The organism is Streptomyces sp. NPDC088706 (assembly GCF_044752765.1).
GTDB lineage: Bacteria > Actinomycetota > Actinomycetes > Streptomycetales > Streptomycetaceae > Streptomyces.
Genome location: NZ_JBIVLW010000002.1, coordinates 14,706 through 31,151, shown reverse-complemented (window position 1 = coordinate 31,151; position 16,446 = coordinate 14,706). Strand labels below are relative to the sequence as shown.

The window sequence follows — 16,446 nt, the reverse complement described above, 5'->3', positions numbered from 1 at the left end:
CTCGCGCACGGAACGCATGATCTGTGTCCCTCTCCTCTCCCACCCCCGCCCCGTCCGACGCTCCTCCCCCACTCTCCCCTCCCGAGGCCGCCGAAGACCACGAGCGCGTCGCAGCGCCCCGGTGGCTGCCCTCGCCGTACGTCCTGCTGGGCGGCCTGCTGTGGGCGGTGCTGTCGGCGGCCGCCTGGCGGGTGCCGATGTGCTGCGAGGCCGGGCTGAACGCGGCCGTCGTCGAACGGCTGCGGAGCAGTCTGCTGCACCCGACGTTCCCGATGACGGACCTGCCCGCCGTGGCCAGCGCGCACTACTCCCCGTACGCCGTTGTGCAGGGCCTGACCGCCCGGGTCAGCGGGCTCTCCGGGCAGACCGTCCTGGCGCTGTCCGCCGCCGTCAACCTGGTACTGCTGCTGACCGGGATCGGCCGGCTGACCCGGCTGCTGACCCCGAACCGCTGGGTGCCGGTCCTCGCGCTGGTCCCACTGGCCCTGATCCACTGGGCGGATCCGGGGCGGTGGAGCGCACCGAGCACGTTCGCCGTGGCGGTCACCCTGCATCTGTGGGCGTGGACCGGTCGCGCCATCACCCGGGTCCCCCGCCCGGGCGCCGGGCAGCTGCCGTCGCGGGCGCTCCGGTGGCCGGAGGCGGCCGGGATCGGTGCCCTGCTCGGGCTCGTCCTGCTGGTCCACCTCCCGACGGCGCTGGGTGCGGCGCTGGGCGTGGTCGCGCTGATCGCGGTGAAGCAGCGGACCCGGATCAGGCCGACGTTGCGGAAGTGGACGGTGGCCGGGCTGTGCGCGGCAGCCGTGGCGGCGGTGTGGCCGTACTACAACGGGCTCACCGCCGAGCAGCCCCCGTCGGCCGCCGGGGTCACCAGCCGTCCGGAGACCGGCGGGGCCCCGATGACCGGGGAGCCGTACACGTGGGCCACCGCGCACGTCCCGCCCGGCGAGGTGGTGCTGACGGACAGCCGCTCGGCGATGTACGCCCTGGCCGGGCACGGGGCGTACGTACTCGCGGAGGGGCTGCCGGACGCGGGGCTCGCGACGGCGGAGCGGAGCGCGCGGAGCCGGGCGGTGGCCACCTACCTGAACGCGGCGACCGCGCGCGAGGAGCGGGACCGGATCACCGACCGGTACGGGGTGCGGTGGGTGCTGCTGACCCGGTTCCAGCGGCTGCCGGGGGACGCGTCGGTGCTGGCGTACAGCCCGCGTACGGGCGAGGTGCTGGCGCGGGTACCGGAGCGGTGAGCTTCCGCTTCGGGCGTTGGTTCCGCTTCGGCCGATGACTCCGCTTCAGGCGTTGGTTCGCTTCGGGCGTTGGTTCGCTTCGGCCGATGACTCCGCTTCAGGCGTTGGTTCCGCTTCAGGCGTTGGTTCGCTTCGGGCGTTGACTCCGCTTCAGCGTGGGTTCCGCTTCAGGCGTTGCGCAGTGCGGCGACCGCCGAGGTGGCCAGATCGTCGAGGTACCCCTTGGGCAGCTCGCCCCGGACCACGACCAGGCGCCAGTACAGCGGCCCCACGATCAGGTCGAGGGCCCGGTCCGGATCGCTCCCTTCCGGCAGCTCCCCCCGGGCCACCGCCTCCCGCACCACCACGGCGGCGACGCCCTGCTGCTGGTCGAGGAGGGCGGCCTTGATCGCCTCGGAGATCTCCGGGTTGCGGGCCGCCTCCACCAGCAGGTCCGGGATGACCTGCGAGGCGACCGGGTGGCGCAGCGCGTAGGCGGCGAGTTCCAGGACGGCGCGCACATCGCCGTACAGCGAACCGGTGGCCGGGGCGGGCATCCCCTGCGCGGCGACGGCCGCGACCAGGTCGAGGACGAGGGCGAGCTTGGACTTCCAGCGGCGGTAGACGGCGGTCTTGCCGACCCCGGCGCGTCGTGCGATGCCCTCGATGGACATCCGGGCGAACCCCACCGCGGCCAGTTCCTCGAAGACGGCCGCGCGGATGGCGTCGGTGACGTCCTCGCGCAGGACGGCGGCGCCTGCGGGGGCGCGGCGGCGGGTTCCCCGTTCGGTGGTCATGGGCCGAATGATAGTGCGCCACGACGGGACGGTTGCGTTGCGACGTACAAGCGTCCTACTCTCAGCGTTACGACGATACGGTCCCGTCCCAACGAGGGCGTCCCTACGGGACCGTACCGTTCCCCCCTTCCGCTTCCGTCGAAAGCGATCGTCCGTGGTGAGCCAGACAGCAGCCCCGCCGCCCCCGGTCTCCCCGGTCTCCTCTCCGGCCAAGGACACCCCGGCCGCCGCCCCGGTCCACGCGCCGGGTGAACTGGCCGCCCTCGCCGCCCGGCACGGGCTGACGGTCAGCGGTGCCCGTCCGTCGCTGCCCGCGTACATCCGGCAGCTCTGGGGGCGGCGGCACTTCATCGCCGCGTTCGCTACGGCCAAGCTGACCGCCCAGTACAGCCAGGCGAAGCTCGGCCAGATCTGGCAGATCATGACGCCGCTGCTGAACGCGACGGTCTACTACTTCATCTTCGGCGTCCTGATGAACACGAAGAGCGGGGTGGAGGACTTCGTTCCGTTCCTGGTCACCGGGGTCTTCATCTGGACCTTCACCAGCAGCTCGATCACCGCGGGCACCCGCGCCATCAGCGGCAACATCGGGCTGGTGCGGGCCCTGCACTTCCCGCGCGCCTCGCTGCCGGTGGCGCTGGCGCTCCAGCAGCTGCAGCAGCTGCTGTTCTCGCTGGGGGCGCTGACCCTGATCCTGCTGGTGTTCGGCCAGTACCCGCGGCCCTCCTGGCTGCTGGCGATCCCGGCGCTCGCCCTCCAGGCGGTCTTCAACACCGGGGTGTCGATGGCCGTGGCCCGGCTGACGGCGAAGACCCCGGACATCGCGCAGCTGACGCCGTTCGTGCTGCGGACCTGGATGTACTCGTCCGGCGTGATGTGGAGCCTGGACCACCTGCTCAAGGACGACCGGGTGCCGCACGCGGTGATGGTGGCGCTGGAGTACAACCCGGCGGCGCTCTACATCAACCTCATGCGGTACGCGCTCATCGACAGCTACACCTGGGCGCAGCTGCCGCCCCTCGCGTGGGCGGTCGCGGCCGGCTGGGCGCTGCTGTGCGGGGTGGCGGGATTCGTGTACTTCTGGAAGGCGGAGGAGACGTACGGACGTGGCTGACCTCAAGGATTCTGCCGGGGACCAGCGTGTCCCGAGCGACGAGCGCGTCCCGACGGTCGTGGTCGACGACGTCCACATCACGTACACCGTCAACGGCGCCCGCACCGGCCGGGGCAGCGCGACCTCGGCGCTCAGCCGGCTCACCACGCGCCGCCGTACCCCCGGCGCACGCCAGGTGCACGCCGTGAAGGGGGTCAGCTTCGCGGCGTACAAGGGCGAGGCGATCGGCTTGATCGGCTCGAACGGCTCCGGCAAGTCGACCCTGCTCAAGGCGGTCGCGGGCCTGCTCCCGCCGACCCGGGGCAAGGTCCACACCCAAGGTCAGCCGTCGCTGCTCGGGGTGAACGCGGCCCTGATGGGCGACCTGACCGGCGAGCGCAATGTGGTGCTGGGCGGACTGGCGATGGGCATGACCCGTGAGCAGATCCGCGAACGCTACGACGACATCGTCGACTTCTCCGGCATCAACGAGAAGGGTGACTTCATCACGCTCCCGATGCGTACGTACTCCTCCGGCATGGGCGCCCGGCTCCGCTTCTCCATCGCGGCCGCCAAGAGCCACGACGTCCTCCTGATCGATGAGGCGCTGTCCACCGGCGACGCGAAGTTCCAGCGCCGCAGCAAGGACCGCATCAAGGAACTCCGCGCCGAGGCGGGCACGGTCTTCCTGGTCAGCCACAGCAACAAGTCCATCACCGACACCTGCGACCGGGCCTTGTGGCTGGAGGCGGGCACGCTGCGGATGGACGGCCCGGCTGAGGAAGTGGTGGCGGCCTACGAGTCGTTCACCAAGCGCAAGTAGTTCCCCGGCCCGTCCAGCCACATCCGGCCGCATTCGGCCACATCCAGCCCGTCCAGCCCGTCCAGCCCATCCAGCCACATCCGGCCGCCCGTCCGGCGTTCGAGGGCGGGCTCCCACGCCGAGGGGGCCGGCGCCCATAACGGGCCCCGGCCCCCTCACCCTCGTACGGCAGCCCCTACACGTGCGTACGCAACAACGTCCGCATCGTCCGCATGGCCACCGACAGATTCGCCAGATCGAACGCGTCCGACCCCTGGATCTCCTCCAGCGTCGACCGCGACCGGGCCAGGATCGCCGCGTTCTTCTCCTCCCACGCCCGGAACCGCTCCTCCGGCGTGGACGTCCCGTTCCCCACGCTCAGCACGTCCCCCGTGAGCGCCGCGTGCGCCGCGTACAGGTCCTCGCGGATGGAGGCGCGGGCCATGGACTGCCAGCGGTCGGCCCGCGGCAGCTCGATGATCCGGTCCATCAGCTGGGTGATCCGCAGCCGGTCCGCGAGGTCGTAGTACACCTCGGCGACCTCCAGCGGGTCCTTGCCCGTGCGGTCCGCGATGGCGACGATGTCCAGCGCCGGGAAGGCGGAGGAGAACCCGGCGACCCGGACCGCCAGCTCGTCCGGGACACCCGCCGAGGTCAGCTCGTCGAGGATCGAGTGGTACCAGTCCAGGTCGGCGCCCCGGAGCAGCTTGGGCAGCTCGTTCCAGACCCGCTCGACCCCGTCCCGGAACCCTTCGATGGTCTCCGCGATGGCGACGGGCTGCGGCCGGTTGCCCAGCAGCCAGCGCGAACCGCGCTCGACCAGCCGCCGCGAGTGCAGCCGGATCCGGGTCTGGACGTCGGCGGCGACCTTGTTGTCGAGCGCCTCGACCCCGTCCCACACCGAGGAGAGGCCGAAGATCTCACGGGCCGTGAACTGTGCCCGCACGATCTCCTCGATCGACGCCCCGGTCTCCTCCCGCAGCCGGTGCAGGAACGTCGAACCGGCGGTGTTCACCGTGTCGTTGACGAGTACCGTCGTGATGATCTCGCGGCGCAGTGCGTGCCCGTCGACCGCATCGGGGAACCGCTCGCGCAGCTCGCTCGGGAAGTAGGCGTGCACGAGCTTCTGGAGGTGCGGGTCGTCGGGCAGGACGGTGGCGATCAGCTCGTCCGCCGTCGTGATCTTGGTGTAGGCGATGAGCACGGCCAGCTCCGGCTGGCTGAGCCCCTTGTCGTTGCTGAGCAGCTCGCGGATCTGCCGGTCGGCGGGCAGGAACTCCAGCGCCCGGTCCAGCGCCCCGTCCCGCTCCAGCCGCCGCATGAAGCGCTGCTGGGCGTGGAGCAGGGAGGGGGCCTGGGCGCAGGCGTTGGAGAGGGCGACGTTCTGCGCGTAGTTGTTGCGCAGGACGAGCGCGCCGACCTCGTCGGTCATGTCGGCGAGCAGCTTGTTCCGCTGCTTGACCGTCATGTCGCCGTCCCGGACGAGACCGTTGAGCAGGATCTTGATGTTCACCTCGTGGTCGGAGGTGTCCACACCGGCGCTGTTGTCGATCGCGTCGGTGTTGATCCGGCCACCGTTGCGGGCGAACTCGATGCGGCCGAGCTGGGTGGCGCCGAGGTTGCCGCCCTCGCCGACGACCTTGGCCCGCAGGTCCTCGCCGTTGACGCGGATCGCGTCGTTGGCCTTGTCGCCGACGTCGGCGTTCGACTCGGAGACGGCCTTGATGTACGTGCCGATGCCACCGTTCCACAGCAGGTCGACGGGGGCCTTGAGGATGGTCTGCATCAGGTCGGCGGGCGTCATCTTGCTGACCGAGGAGTCGATGCCGAGCGCCTCACGGATGTGCGTGTTCAGCGGGATGGACTTGGCGCTGCGGGGGTGGATGCCGCCGCCCGCGGAGAGCAGGTCCATGTCGTAGTCGGCCCAGGAGCTGCGGGGCAGGTCGAACAGGCGGCGGCGCTCGGCGTACGAGGTCGCCGCGTCCGGGGTGGGGTCGATGAAGATGTGCCGGTGGTCGAAGGCGGCGACCAGGCGGATGTGCTCGGAGAGCAGCATCCCGTTGCCGAACACGTCACCGGACATGTCCCCGACGCCGACGACCGTGAAGTCCTCGGTCTGGGTGTCGTGGCCCAGCTCCCGGAAGTGCCGCTCGACGGACTCCCAGGCGCCGCGGGCGGTGATGCCCATGCCCTTGTGGTCGTAGCCGGCCGAACCGCCGGAGGCGAACGCGTCGCCGAGCCAGAAGCCGTACGCGACGGCGACCTCGTTGGCGATGTCGGAGAAGCTGGCGGTGCCCTTGTCGGCGGCGACGACGAGGTAGGTGTCGTCCTCGTCGTGGCGGACGACGTCGGCGGGCGGCACGACCTCGCCGGCCACCATGTTGTCGGTGATGTCGAGCAGCGCCGAGATGAACGTGCGGTAGGCGGCGATGCCCTCGGCGAACCAGGCGTCGCGGTCCACGGCCGGGTCCGGGAGCTGCTTGGCGACGAAACCGCCCTTGGCGCCGACGGGGACGATGACGGTGTTCTTCACCATCTGCGCCTTGACCAGGCCGAGCACCTCCGTACGGAAGTCCTCGCGCCGGTCCGACCAGCGCAGACCGCCGCGGGCGACCTTGCCGAAGCGCAGGTGGACACCCTCGACACGCGGGGAGTAGACCCAGATCTCGAACGCCGGGCGGGGCGCGGGCAGGTCGGGGATGGCCTGCGGGTCGAACTTCATCGAGACGTACGCGTGCGGGGTGCCGTCGTCCGCCCGCTGGAAGAAGTTGGTGCGCAGGGTCGCCTTGATGACGGTGAGGAAGGACCGCAGGATCCGGTCCTCGTCCAGCGAGGCGACCTGGTCCAGGGCCCCGTCCAGCTCCTCCAGCAGCCCGTCGGTCAGCTCCGTGCCCGCGCTCTGGCGCCCGGGCGACATGCGGGCCTCGAAGAGCGAGACGAGCAACCGGGTGGTGTGGACGTTGTTGCGGAGCGTGGACTCCATGTAGTCCTGGCTGAAGGTCGAGCCGGCCTGCCGCAGGTACTTCGCGTAGGCGCGCAGCACCATGGCCTGGCGCCAGTTCAGCCCGGCGCCGAGGATCAGCGCGTTGAAGCCGTCGTTCTCCGCCTCGCCCTTCCAGACGGCGGCGAACGCCTCCTGGAAACGGGCGCGGGCGTCGTCGGCGAGGTGGCCGTTGTGACCGTCGGTCTGCGGCATCCGCAGCCCGAAGTCGTAGATCCAGGCGTGCGTACGGTCGGCGCAACGCAGTTCGTACGGACGCTCGTCGACGACCTCGACGCCGAGCTGCTGGAGGGCCGGGAGGACGGCGGAGAGGGAGACCTGCTCGCCGGTCCGGTAGATCTTGAAACGGCGCTCGCCGGGGCCCGCGCCGACCGGCTCGTACAGGCTGAGGGCGAAGTCCTTCTCGCCCTCCTTCAGGGTCTCCAGGTGGACCAGGTCGGCCACGGCGGCGCGCGGGGAGTGGTCGGCCTTGTAGCCCTCGGGGAAGGAGTGGCCGTACTGGCGCTGCAGTTCGGCGGCGCGCTCCTCGCCCAGCTCGGCGTTGAGGGCCTCTCCGAAGCCGTCGGCCCAGGAGCGGGCGGCCTCGACGAGACGGGCCTCGATGCGGTCGGCGTCGGCGTCGGTGAGGTGCGGCAGCTCGGTGCCCGGCGGGACCCGGATGACGAAGTGCAGCCGGGAGAGGATCGATTCGGTGTTCCAGGCGGTGAAGTCGACGCTGGTGCCGCCGAGCTCCTCCTTGAGGATGTCGATCAGCCGCAGGCGCACGCCGGTGGTGTACCGGTCGCGCGGCAGGTAGACGATCGCGGAGTAGTAGCGCCCGTACTCGTCCTGGCGCAGGTAAAGCCGCAGCCGGCGGCGCTCCTGGAGGTAGAGGACGGAGGTGACGATGGAGCGGAGCTGGTCGACGGGGGTCTGGAACAGCTCGTCGCGCGGGTAGGTCTCCAGGATCTGGAGCAGGTCGCGGCCGTCATGGCTGTTGTACGAGAAGCCGGCGCCCTCCACCACTTCGGCGACCTTGCGGCGGATGACGGGCACCCGGCGCACGGACTCGGTGTAGGCGGCGGAGGAGAACAGGCCGAGGAAGCGGCGCTCGCCCACGACGTTGCCCTTGGCGTCGAACTTCTTCACGCCGACGTAGTCGAGGTAGCTGGGGCGGTGCACGGTGGCCCGGCTGTTGGCCTTCGTCAGGACGAGGAGCTTGTGCTCGCGGGCCTTGGCGCGGACGTCGGCGGGCAGCCGGTCGAAGGACGGGCTGACCGGGTGGTCCTCGCTCTCGTTGTGCTGCGGGTCGGAGCGCAGGATACCGAGGCCGGTGCCGGGTACGGCGGCGAGCGCGTCGCTGTCCTTGAGCTCGTACTCGCGGTAGCCGAGGAAGGTGAAGTGGTCGGCGGCCAGCCAGCGCAGCAGCTCGCGCGCCTCCTCGACCTCCTCCTCGGCCAGGTCGTCCAGCGGCTCGCCGGGCAGGTCGTCGGCGATCCGGAGGGCGGCGTCGCGCATCTTCCCCCAGTCCTCGACGGTCTCCCGTACGTCGGACAGGACGCGCCGCAGGTCGGTGGTGATCTGCTGGAGGTCGGCGCGGTCGGTCTCGCGGTCGATCTCGACGTGGATCCAGGACTCGACGAGCGCGTCGTGCGGCAGCTCGGCCTTGGCGTCCGCACGGCTCTTGGAGCTCTTGGGGATGCCGGGACCGCCGGAGAAGACCTCGATGAGCTTGCCGGTGACATCGCGGCGGACGGTGACCTGCGGGTGGATCACGACATGGATGCCGCGCCCCTGCCGGGAGAGCTCGTTGGTGACGGAGTCCACCAGAAAGGGCATGTCGTCGGTGACGACCTCGACCACGGAGTGGCTGCAGGTCCAGCCGTTCTCCTCGACGGTCGGGGTGTGCACGCGGACGTTGGCGGTGCCTTGCGGACGGTTCTCGGCCAGCCGGTAGTGGGAGGCCGCGGCGCCGAAGACATCGTCCGGGTCGCGGCCGCCGAGGTCCTCGGGAGCCGTGTGCAGGTAGTAGCGCTGAAGGTAGGCGAGCACCGCGTCCTGACCTGGACGGGCGCCCCCGTCGCTCCCGGCGGCGGCGACCCGCACCCGGGAGGTACCGCCCGGGCCACCGACACCACCGCCCGGGCTGTTTTCAGCTACCTGGGCAGCCCGTGCGAGCAGCTCGGCCTTGGCTTCGTCCAGCTTGGTCTGCATGTCCTCTGGCTCCTGTCGCGCGCCGTTGCGTGACGTAGGTGAGACGGCGTCTACCGCCATGACGCGGGGTTTCCGGTCCGGGAAGGCGCTATCGCCGCTTCGAGAATTACCCCGGACCACCAGGGCCGTTCGTGTCGGCCGGTCCGGGGTCGGAAGATCGCGGATCGCCCGGGTGCGGTGGCACTCCGGGCGGCGGCCGGGGGCTTCGCTGCCCCCGAGGCGTATCGCGCTGATCACGGCACCAGGCTATCGCCCCCTCACCCCACCCCGTCATGAGCCGCATGTGTACAAATGAAGACATCGGACTTCGCCACTTCGGACAGTGCGCCGCCTCGCCTCGGTGAGCCGGAACGTCCTGACGCCACGGGTACCCCCGTACCTCCGTCCGACCCCCGTCAGCCCGAGAATGTCTCCGCCAGCGCGACCGCCTCGTCCAGGCTGTCCACCACCGGCACCCCCGCCGCCAGCAGACTGCTCCGGCTGTGCGACCCCCCGGTGTACAGCACCGCGCGCGCCCCCACATGCGCCGCGGCCACGGCGTCGTCCACCGCGTCCCCGATGACCACCGAGTTCTCCGGGGATATCCCGTCCACCTCGGCCAGCGCCGCGAAGTGCCGCTCCATGTGGAGGGCCTTGCTCCCGCCCGACGGCCCCGTCCGCCCGTCGACGCGGACGAAGTGCGACTCGATCCCGTACCCGCGCACCACGGGCACGAGGTGCTCGTGTCCGTACATACTCAGCAGCGACTGGCTGTGCCCGGCCCGCTGCCACCGGGCCAGCAGGTCCTGCGCCCCGGCGGTGAGCCCGCAGTCCACCCGGTGCTGCGCGTAGTACCGGTGGAAGATGTCGTCCATCCGCTCCCACTCGGCCTCGGTGGGGAGCCGCCCCAGCAGCCGCTCGTAGAAGAGGGGTATGGGCACGCAGTACATCTCCCGGTACTGCTCCAGCGTGAGCGGCGCCAGCTCCACCTCGGCGAACGCGGCGTTCGTCGCGTGGATGACGGCGTGGATGTCGTCGAGCAGCGTGCCGTTCCAGTCCCAGACCAGATGCGTGCGTGTCTTTCCGGGTGTCATGGAGAGAAAAATACCCGCCGGGTACGACAACGCCGAGGCGTCAGCCGATGAGCTGCGGAATCTCCTGGACGCCGAACCAGAGCAGCTCGTGGTCCTCCGCGCCGTCCACCGTGAACTGCGCGTCGTCGTCGCCGAGGTCCGCCGCCCCCAGGGCCGCCGCGGCCTCGGCCACGTCCTTCTCGGCCTCGTCGGCGTCCACGTGCACCGCGGCCGCCCTGGCCAGCGGCAGCGCGGTGGCGACGCGCACCTCGCCGAGCGAGGCCGCGCTCAGCCCGTGATCGGGATCGGCCATGGCGGCCCCGTCCGGTACGTCGACGGCGACGACGACCCGGCGCCTGGCCTCGTCCGGGTTCCCGGCGATCAGGCGGAGCGAGGCGGCGGCGGCCCGGTTGAGCGCCGCGTACTCCAGCTCCTCGATGTCGTCGGAGACGTACCACTCGCGCAGTCCGGGGGTCACCGCGTAGGCCGTCAGCGGCCCCGGGCCGACCTCGCCGTTCGCATGTGCCGCTGCGAGACCGGAGAGGGTCAGGGGGACGTACACGCGCATGGCAGGCCGCTTTCGTAGTCGGAGACGCCTTCAGGATACGTGGGGACGGCCCCCTTTCGGGTTTCGGCAACCGGGGGCACCCGTCCACGCCCGACGCCCCGTCACCCCCGTGCCTGCCCTTGCGGCACAAGGCTCGTACCCCGGATAGGTGAATCCGGCCGAGCCCCTGACCGGGCACGGGAGCCCCTTGCGGTGTTGTCGGCCGTCCCCGTAGAAGATCCCCAGCACAAGTTACCGCCCGGTATTCGCCGGGCCCGGTTCACGGGGGCGATGAACATGAGCATGGACAGCACGAGGCCCGCCGGCCGACGCGACCGGAGCAGGCCGCAGGCCGTACCTCCCCAGCGGTCCCGGCGGCTCCAGCCGCACCGCCCGCCGCGGCCCCACCAGTGGTTCGCCGAACGGCTGCTCGCGGTCCTCAGCGGCCAGCGCCCGGTGCACTGGATGCTCGGCCACACCATCGGCGACGCCTACGACCAGCTCGCCGAACTGGCCCCCAGCACCCCGCTCGGGGCCGCCCGGGGCAGCCGCCCGGTCCTGCGCCACTGCCACGGCGCCCAGCCCGCGACCGGCGTGGTCGAGGCGTTCGCCAGCATCGCGGCGGGCGACCGGGTGCAGGCCATGGCCTTCCGCCTGGAACAGGGCGCCGACCAGCGCTGGCGCTGCGCGGCCGTGGAACTGGGCGGCGAACGCCTCGTCACCGCCGGGCCGGCCCCGCGGTGACGCTCACCACGCGGCCGGGGCCGGACACCCTGCGGTGTCCGGCCCCGGCCGATGCGGCGCTGCTGGTGCTACTTCTTGCGACGGCGACCGCCGCCGCCACCGCTCTTCTGCGCCTTGCGGCGCTCGGCACGCGTCATGCCGTCCGACGAACCGGACTGCGCACCGTCGGTGGCGAAGTCACCCTCGACGACGCCGCCCTCCCCGTCCACCGTGGGAGCGGAGAAGTGCAGCCGGTCCGGACGCTGCGGGGCCTCCAGGCCCTTGGCCCGGATCTCCGGACGCGCGGCGGGAACGTCCTCCTTGGTGAGCGAGGTGCGCTCGGCCGCGTCCTGCACGGGAACCTCCTCGACCTGCTGCTCGACCTGGACCTCCAGGTTGAACAGGTAGCCGACGGACTCCTCCTTGATGCCCTCCATCATGGCGTTGAACATGTCGAAGCCCTCGCGCTGGTACTCCACCAGCGGGTCCTTCTGCGCCATCGCCCGCAGGCCGATGCCCTCCTGGAGATAGTCCATCTCGTAGAGGTGCTCACGCCACTTGCGGTCCAGCACGGACAGGACCACGCGCCGCTCCAGCTCACGCATGATGTCGGAGCCGAGGGTCTTCTCGCGCTCCTCGTACTGCTCGTGGATGTCGTTCTTGACCGACTCGGCGATGAACTCGGCGGTGACGCCCGCCAGGTCCCCGGCCGCCTCCTCCAGCTCCTCGACGGTGACCTTCACCGGGTACAGCTGCCGGAAGGCGCCCCACAGCCGGTCCAGGTCCCACTCCTCGGCGAAGCCCTCGGAGGTCTCCTGCCGGATGTAGTCGTCGATCGTGTCGTCCATGAAGTGCCGGATCTGGTCCTGGAGGTCCTCGCCCTCCAGGACGCGACGGCGCTCGCCGTAGATGACCTCGCGCTGCCGGTTGAGCACCTCGTCGTACTTCAGGACGTTCTTACGTGTCTCGAAGTTCTGCTGCTCGACCTGCGACTGGGCGGAGGCGATGGCGCGGGTGACCATCTTGTTCTCGATCGGCACGTCGTCGGGGACGTTCGCCATCGCCATGACGCGCTCGACCATCTGGGCCTTGAACAGGCGCATCAGGTCGTCGCCCAGCGACAGGTAGAAGCGGGACTCGCCCGGGTCGCCCTGGCGGCCGGAACGACCGCGCAGCTGGTTGTCGATACGGCGCGACTCGTGCCGCTCCGTACCGAGCACGTACAGCCCGCCGAGCTCCTTGACCTCTTCGAACTCCGCCTTCACGGCCAGCTCGGCCGACTCCAGCGCGGCGGGTAGCGCGGCCGCCCACTCCTCGACGTTCTCCACCGGGTCGAGGCCGCGCTGGCGCAGCTCCGCCTCGGCGAGGTCGTCGGGGTTGCCGCCGAGCTTGATGTCGGTGCCTCGGCCGGCCATGTTCGTGGCGACAGTGACCGCGCCCTTGCGGCCGGCCTGGGCGACGATCGTCGCCTCCCGGTCGTGCTGCTTGGCGTTGAGGACCTCGTGCTGGACACCGCGCTTGGAGAGCTGCTGCGAGAGGTACTCGGACTTCTCGACCGAGGTGGTGCCGACCAGGATCGGCTGGCCCTTCTCGTGCTTCTCGGCGATGTCGTCGACGACCGCGGCGAACTTGGCGACCTCGGTGCGGTAGATCAGGTCCGACTGGTCGGCCCGGACCATCGGCCGGTTCGTCGGGATCGGCACCACGCCGAGCTTGTAGATCTGCTGGAACTCGGCGGCCTCGGTCATCGCCGTACCGGTCATGCCGGAGAGCTTGTCGTAGAGGCGGAAGAAGTTCTGCAGGGTGATCGTGGCGAGGGTCTGGTTCTCGTCCTTGATGTCCACCCCTTCCTTCGCCTCGATCGCCTGGTGCATGCCCTCGTTGTAGCGGCGGCCGGCGAGGATACGGCCGGTGTGCTCGTCGACGATCATGACTTCGCCGTCGATGACGACGTAGTCCTTGTCCTTCTTGAACAGTTCCTTGGCCTTGATGGCGTTGTTCAGGTAACCGACGAGCGGGGTGTTGACCGACTCGTAGAGGTTGTCGATGCCGAGCCAGTCCTCGACCTTGGCGACACCGGACTCGTGGATGGCCACGGTCCGCTTCTTCTCGTCGACCTCGTAGTCGCCGGTCTCCTCGATGCCCTTGAGCTGGTTGCCCGCCTCACCCTTGGTGAGGCGCGTGACCAGCTTGGCGAAGTCGCCGTACCACTTGGTGGCCTGGTCGGCCGGGCCGGAGATGATCAGCGGCGTACGGGCCTCGTCGACCAGGATCGAGTCGACCTCGTCGACCACGGCGAAGTTGTGGCCGCGCTGGACGAGCTCGTCCTTGGACCACGCCATGTTGTCGCGGAGGTAGTCGAAACCGAACTCGTTGTTCGTGCCGTACGTGATGTCGCAGGCGTACTGCTCGCGGCGCTGCGCCGGGGTCATGTTGGAGACGATGCACCCGACGTTCAGGCCCAAGAACTTGTGGACCCGGCCCATCAGCTCGGAGTCACGCTCGGCGAGGTAGTCGTTGACCGTGATCAGGTGCACGCCCTTGCCGGAGAGCGCGTTGAGATACGCGGGCAGGGTGCCGACGAGGGTCTTGCCCTCACCGGTCTTCATCTCGGCCACATAACCGAGGTGCAGGGCGGCTCCGCCCATCATCTGTACGTCGTAGTGGCGCTGTCCGAGGACGCGCTTGGCGGCCTCACGGACCGTGGCGAACGCTTCGGGAAGCAGGTCGTCCAGGCTCTCGCCGTCCGCGTACCGTTCCTTGTACTCGTCGGTGAGCGCCCGCAGCTCGGCGTCGGAGAGGTTGACGAAGTCCTCTTCGATGGAGCTGACCTGGTCCGCGATGCGGTGCAGTTTGCGCAGGATCTTGCCTTCGCCTGCACGCATGAGCTTGTTGAAGACGGACACTGAGGCTGGTCTCCTTGCCGGTCGGGCCTGGCACTGGGTCGTGTGATGGACTCTGGCGCGGGCACGGCAGGTGGGCCCCACCGCAACGGCCATCGTAAGCGAGGACACCACCGCGTCGGGAGGGCTGCCGTCGCGTGGACCTCGCCGCACCCTCTACGGACAACGGCCCGGAGGCGCGGAAGGTGCCGGGAAGCCCCGAAAGTGGTCGCATCGCGGGTCTCCGCTGCCGAGAATCACCGTATGGAGCCGATCATTCTCACCACGCGACGCCTTCTTCTGCGGCCGTTCGGCCCGCAGGACACCTACCGGGTGCACGCGGCCTGCCAGGACCCGGACATCCAGCGCTGGACGGTGCTCCCCTCCCCCCACCGGCTCACCGACGCGGAGCTGTCCACCGTGAAGCTCTCCCAGGCCGGCTGGCGGGACGACTCGGCGTACAGCTTCGCGCTGGTGCTGCGGGAGACCGGGACGCTCGTCGGGGCGCTCGGCATCGCCCGCCGCAGCCGGCCGGGGACGTACGAGGTGGGGTACTGGTCCGCCAAGGAGCACCGCGGTCGCGGGTACGTCACCGAGGCGGTGCTCGGCTCCGCCCGCTGGGCCTTCACCTCACTGCGGGCGGACCGGCTGGAGTGGCGCGCCGAGATCGGCAATCCGGCCTCCCGCGCGGTCGCCCTGCGGGCCGGGTTCCGGCTGGAGGGCGACCAGCGGTCCGGGCTGCTCAACAAGGGGGTGCGGCGCGACGCCTGGACGGCGGCCCTGCTCCCGTCCGACCTGGGGCTGCCCGGAGCCCACCCGTACCTCCCCGGACGGCACGCCGAGCGGCCCGGGGCCGCTCCGGATTCCGCGCGGTGAGGCAGCGGCCGGATTCCCTCCCTCGCTGTCAGTGGTGCGGTCTAGGGTTCGACGTATGACGCCTGTGCCTCCTCCCGCCGTCGAACTCTCCGCCGACCAGGCCCGCCGCATAGCGCTGCGCGCCCAGGGCTTCCTGGGGGCTCCGGACCGCAGGGCGGGGGTGCCGGGGGTGCTGCGCCACCTCGGGGCCGTCCAGCTGGACACCATCTCGGTGCTGGCCCGCTCGCACGAGCTGATCCCCTACGCCCGGCTCGGCGCGGTGGGCAGGCGCACGGTGGAGGAGGCGTACTGGTCGGGCGGCCGCTCCTTCGAGTACTGGTCGCACGCCGCGTGCATCCTACCCGTCGAGGAGTGGCCGCACTTCGCGTTCCGCCGCCGCGCCTACCGCGCCCGCCCGCACTGGCACCACGACCTGCCCGACGGCGCGTACGACACCGTGATCAAGCAGCTGCGCGCCGAGGGCCCGCTGACGGCGACCGAGCTCGGCGGCGCGAAGAACGGCGGCGAGTGGTGGGACTGGTCGGCCTCCAAGGTCGCCGTCGAGCGGGCCCTGATGTACGGCGAGGTGGTCTGCACCGAGCGGCGCGGCTGGAAGCGCGTCTACGACCTCGCCGAGCGGGCCATCCCGGACGCCGTGCTCCACGACGACCTGAGCGACATCGAGTGCCGGCGGCGGCTGGTCGCGCTGGCGGGCAGGTCGCTGGGGGTCGGCACCCGCGCCGACATCGCGGACTACCACCGGCTGCGGGGCGAGGAGTTCGACGCGGTGGTGGCGGACTCGGGTCTGGTGCCGGTGGTGGTGGAGGGCTGGGCCAAGCCCGCCTGGGCGGACCCCGAGGCGCTGGCCACGGAGCCGCGCGGACGCCACCGTACGACGCTGCTGTCGCCGTTCGACTCCCTGGTGTGGGAGCGGGCGCGCACCGAGCGGATCTTCGGCTTCACGCACCGGCTGGAGGCGTACGTCCCCAAGCCGAAGCGGATCCACGGCTATTTCGCCATGCCGTTGCTGGCGGGCGGGAAGCTCCAGGGCCGCGTGGATCCGGCGCGTGAGGGCACCACGCTGGTCGCCCGGCAGGCGTCCCTGGCCGGCCCGAAGGCGGTGGTCCCGATGGCTCAGGCCCTGGTGGAGGCGGCGGCCTGGGTGGGCTGTACGGACATCCGGCTGGAGCGGATCGACGCCCCGGAGCTGCGCGACGCGCTCAGGGACGAGATCGGCCGGGCGCTGCAGCGAGCCTACCGCTGAGGGCCCTGGCC

General features: G+C 70.9%; 11 protein-coding genes. 6 read left to right on the top strand and 5 right to left on the bottom strand.

Features of this window, described 5'->3' with window-relative positions; all coding sequences use genetic code 11:
• Positions 1-23 precede the first annotated feature (23 nt).
• Complete coding sequence (locus tag ACIQAK_RS05760) at positions 24-1,247, top strand: hypothetical protein (RefSeq protein ID WP_366387045.1); 1,224 nt, start codon at positions 24-26, stop codon at positions 1,245-1,247.
• A gap of 167 nt (positions 1,248-1,414) precedes the next feature.
• Here ACIQAK_RS05760 and ACIQAK_RS05755 read toward each other — a convergent pair whose 3' ends face one another.
• Complete coding sequence (locus ACIQAK_RS05755) at positions 1,415-2,023, bottom strand: TetR/AcrR family transcriptional regulator (RefSeq protein WP_366387044.1); 609 nt, start codon at positions 2,021-2,023, stop codon at positions 1,415-1,417.
• Between the two features lie 154 nt (positions 2,024-2,177).
• Between ACIQAK_RS05755 and ACIQAK_RS05750 the strand changes: the two genes are divergently transcribed.
• Both ACIQAK_RS05750 and ACIQAK_RS05745 read left to right on the top strand, forming a co-directional pair.
• On the top strand, positions 2,178-3,137 hold the full coding sequence (locus tag ACIQAK_RS05750) for an ABC transporter permease (RefSeq protein WP_366387043.1): 960 nt from the start codon (positions 2,178-2,180) through the stop codon (positions 3,135-3,137).
• Positions 3,130-3,939, top strand: a complete 810-nt coding sequence (locus tag ACIQAK_RS05745) for an ABC transporter ATP-binding protein (protein WP_366387042.1) — start codon at positions 3,130-3,132, stop codon at positions 3,937-3,939. Before ACIQAK_RS05750 ends, ACIQAK_RS05745 begins: the two co-directional genes overlap by 8 nt.
• Before the next feature lie 175 nt (positions 3,940-4,114).
• Here ACIQAK_RS05745 and ACIQAK_RS05740 read toward each other — a convergent pair whose 3' ends face one another.
• The 3 genes from ACIQAK_RS05740 to ACIQAK_RS05730 all read right to left on the bottom strand — a co-directional run bounded on the left by ACIQAK_RS05740 (position 4,115) and on the right by ACIQAK_RS05730 (position 10,732).
• Positions 4,115-9,112, bottom strand: a complete 4,998-nt coding sequence (locus ACIQAK_RS05740; RefSeq protein WP_366387041.1) for an NAD-glutamate dehydrogenase — start codon at positions 9,110-9,112, stop codon at positions 4,115-4,117.
• Between the two features lie 395 nt (positions 9,113-9,507).
• On the bottom strand, positions 9,508-10,185 hold the full coding sequence (locus tag ACIQAK_RS05735; protein WP_366387040.1) for an HAD family hydrolase: 678 nt from the start codon (positions 10,183-10,185) through the stop codon (positions 9,508-9,510).
• Positions 10,186-10,225: 40 nt separating this feature from the next.
• Positions 10,226-10,732, bottom strand: a complete 507-nt coding sequence (locus ACIQAK_RS05730) for a DUF6912 family protein (RefSeq protein ID WP_366387039.1) — start codon at positions 10,730-10,732, stop codon at positions 10,226-10,228.
• Between the two features lie 276 nt (positions 10,733-11,008).
• Between ACIQAK_RS05730 and ACIQAK_RS05725 the strand changes: the two genes are divergently transcribed.
• Entirely contained in the window at positions 11,009-11,455 is a 447-nt protein-coding gene (locus ACIQAK_RS05725; RefSeq protein WP_366387038.1) for an Rv3235 family protein, read from the top strand.
• Positions 11,456-11,523: 68 nt separating this feature from the next.
• Here ACIQAK_RS05725 and secA read toward each other — a convergent pair whose 3' ends face one another.
• On the bottom strand, positions 11,524-14,340 hold the full coding sequence (gene secA / locus ACIQAK_RS05720; protein ID WP_366387037.1) for a preprotein translocase subunit SecA: 2,817 nt from the start codon (positions 14,338-14,340) through the stop codon (positions 11,524-11,526).
• Between the two features lie 240 nt (positions 14,341-14,580).
• Here secA and ACIQAK_RS05715 point away from each other — a divergent pair, with 240 nt between their 5' ends.
• The gene (locus ACIQAK_RS05715) at positions 14,581-15,192 is read left to right on the top strand and encodes a GNAT family N-acetyltransferase (RefSeq protein ID WP_366387036.1); all 612 of its coding nucleotides are present in this window, start codon (positions 14,581-14,583) and stop codon (positions 15,190-15,192) included.
• A 55-nt stretch (positions 15,193-15,247) separates the two neighbouring features.
• Positions 15,248-16,435 carry a DNA glycosylase AlkZ-like family protein gene (locus tag ACIQAK_RS05710; RefSeq protein WP_366387035.1) on the top strand — a complete coding sequence of 396 codons (1,188 nt, stop codon included), beginning with the start codon at positions 15,248-15,250 and terminating at the stop codon, positions 16,433-16,435.
• The last annotated feature ends 11 nt before the right edge of the window (positions 16,436-16,446 follow it).

What these genes read in the sequence shown, in the direction of transcription:
- ACIQAK_RS05755 (WP_366387044.1), bottom strand. Translation starts at nt 2,023, where the DNA reads ATGACCACCGAACGGGGAACCCGCCGCCGCGCCCCCGCAGGCGCCGCC.
- ACIQAK_RS05740 (WP_366387041.1), bottom strand. Translation starts at nt 9,112, where the DNA reads ATGCAGACCAAGCTGGACGAAGCCAAGGCCGAGCTGCTCGCACGGGCT.
- ACIQAK_RS05735 (WP_366387040.1), bottom strand. Translation starts at nt 10,185, where the DNA reads ATGACACCCGGAAAGACACGCACGCATCTGGTCTGGGACTGGAACGGC.
- ACIQAK_RS05730 (WP_366387039.1), bottom strand. Translation starts at nt 10,732, where the DNA reads ATGCGCGTGTACGTCCCCCTGACCCTCTCCGGTCTCGCAGCGGCACAT.
- ACIQAK_RS05725 (WP_366387038.1), top strand. Translation starts at nt 11,009, where the DNA reads ATGAGCATGGACAGCACGAGGCCCGCCGGCCGACGCGACCGGAGCAGG.
- ACIQAK_RS05715 (WP_366387036.1), top strand. Translation starts at nt 14,581, where the DNA reads ATGGAGCCGATCATTCTCACCACGCGACGCCTTCTTCTGCGGCCGTTC.
- ACIQAK_RS05710 (WP_366387035.1), top strand. Translation starts at nt 15,248, where the DNA reads ATGACGCCTGTGCCTCCTCCCGCCGTCGAACTCTCCGCCGACCAGGCC.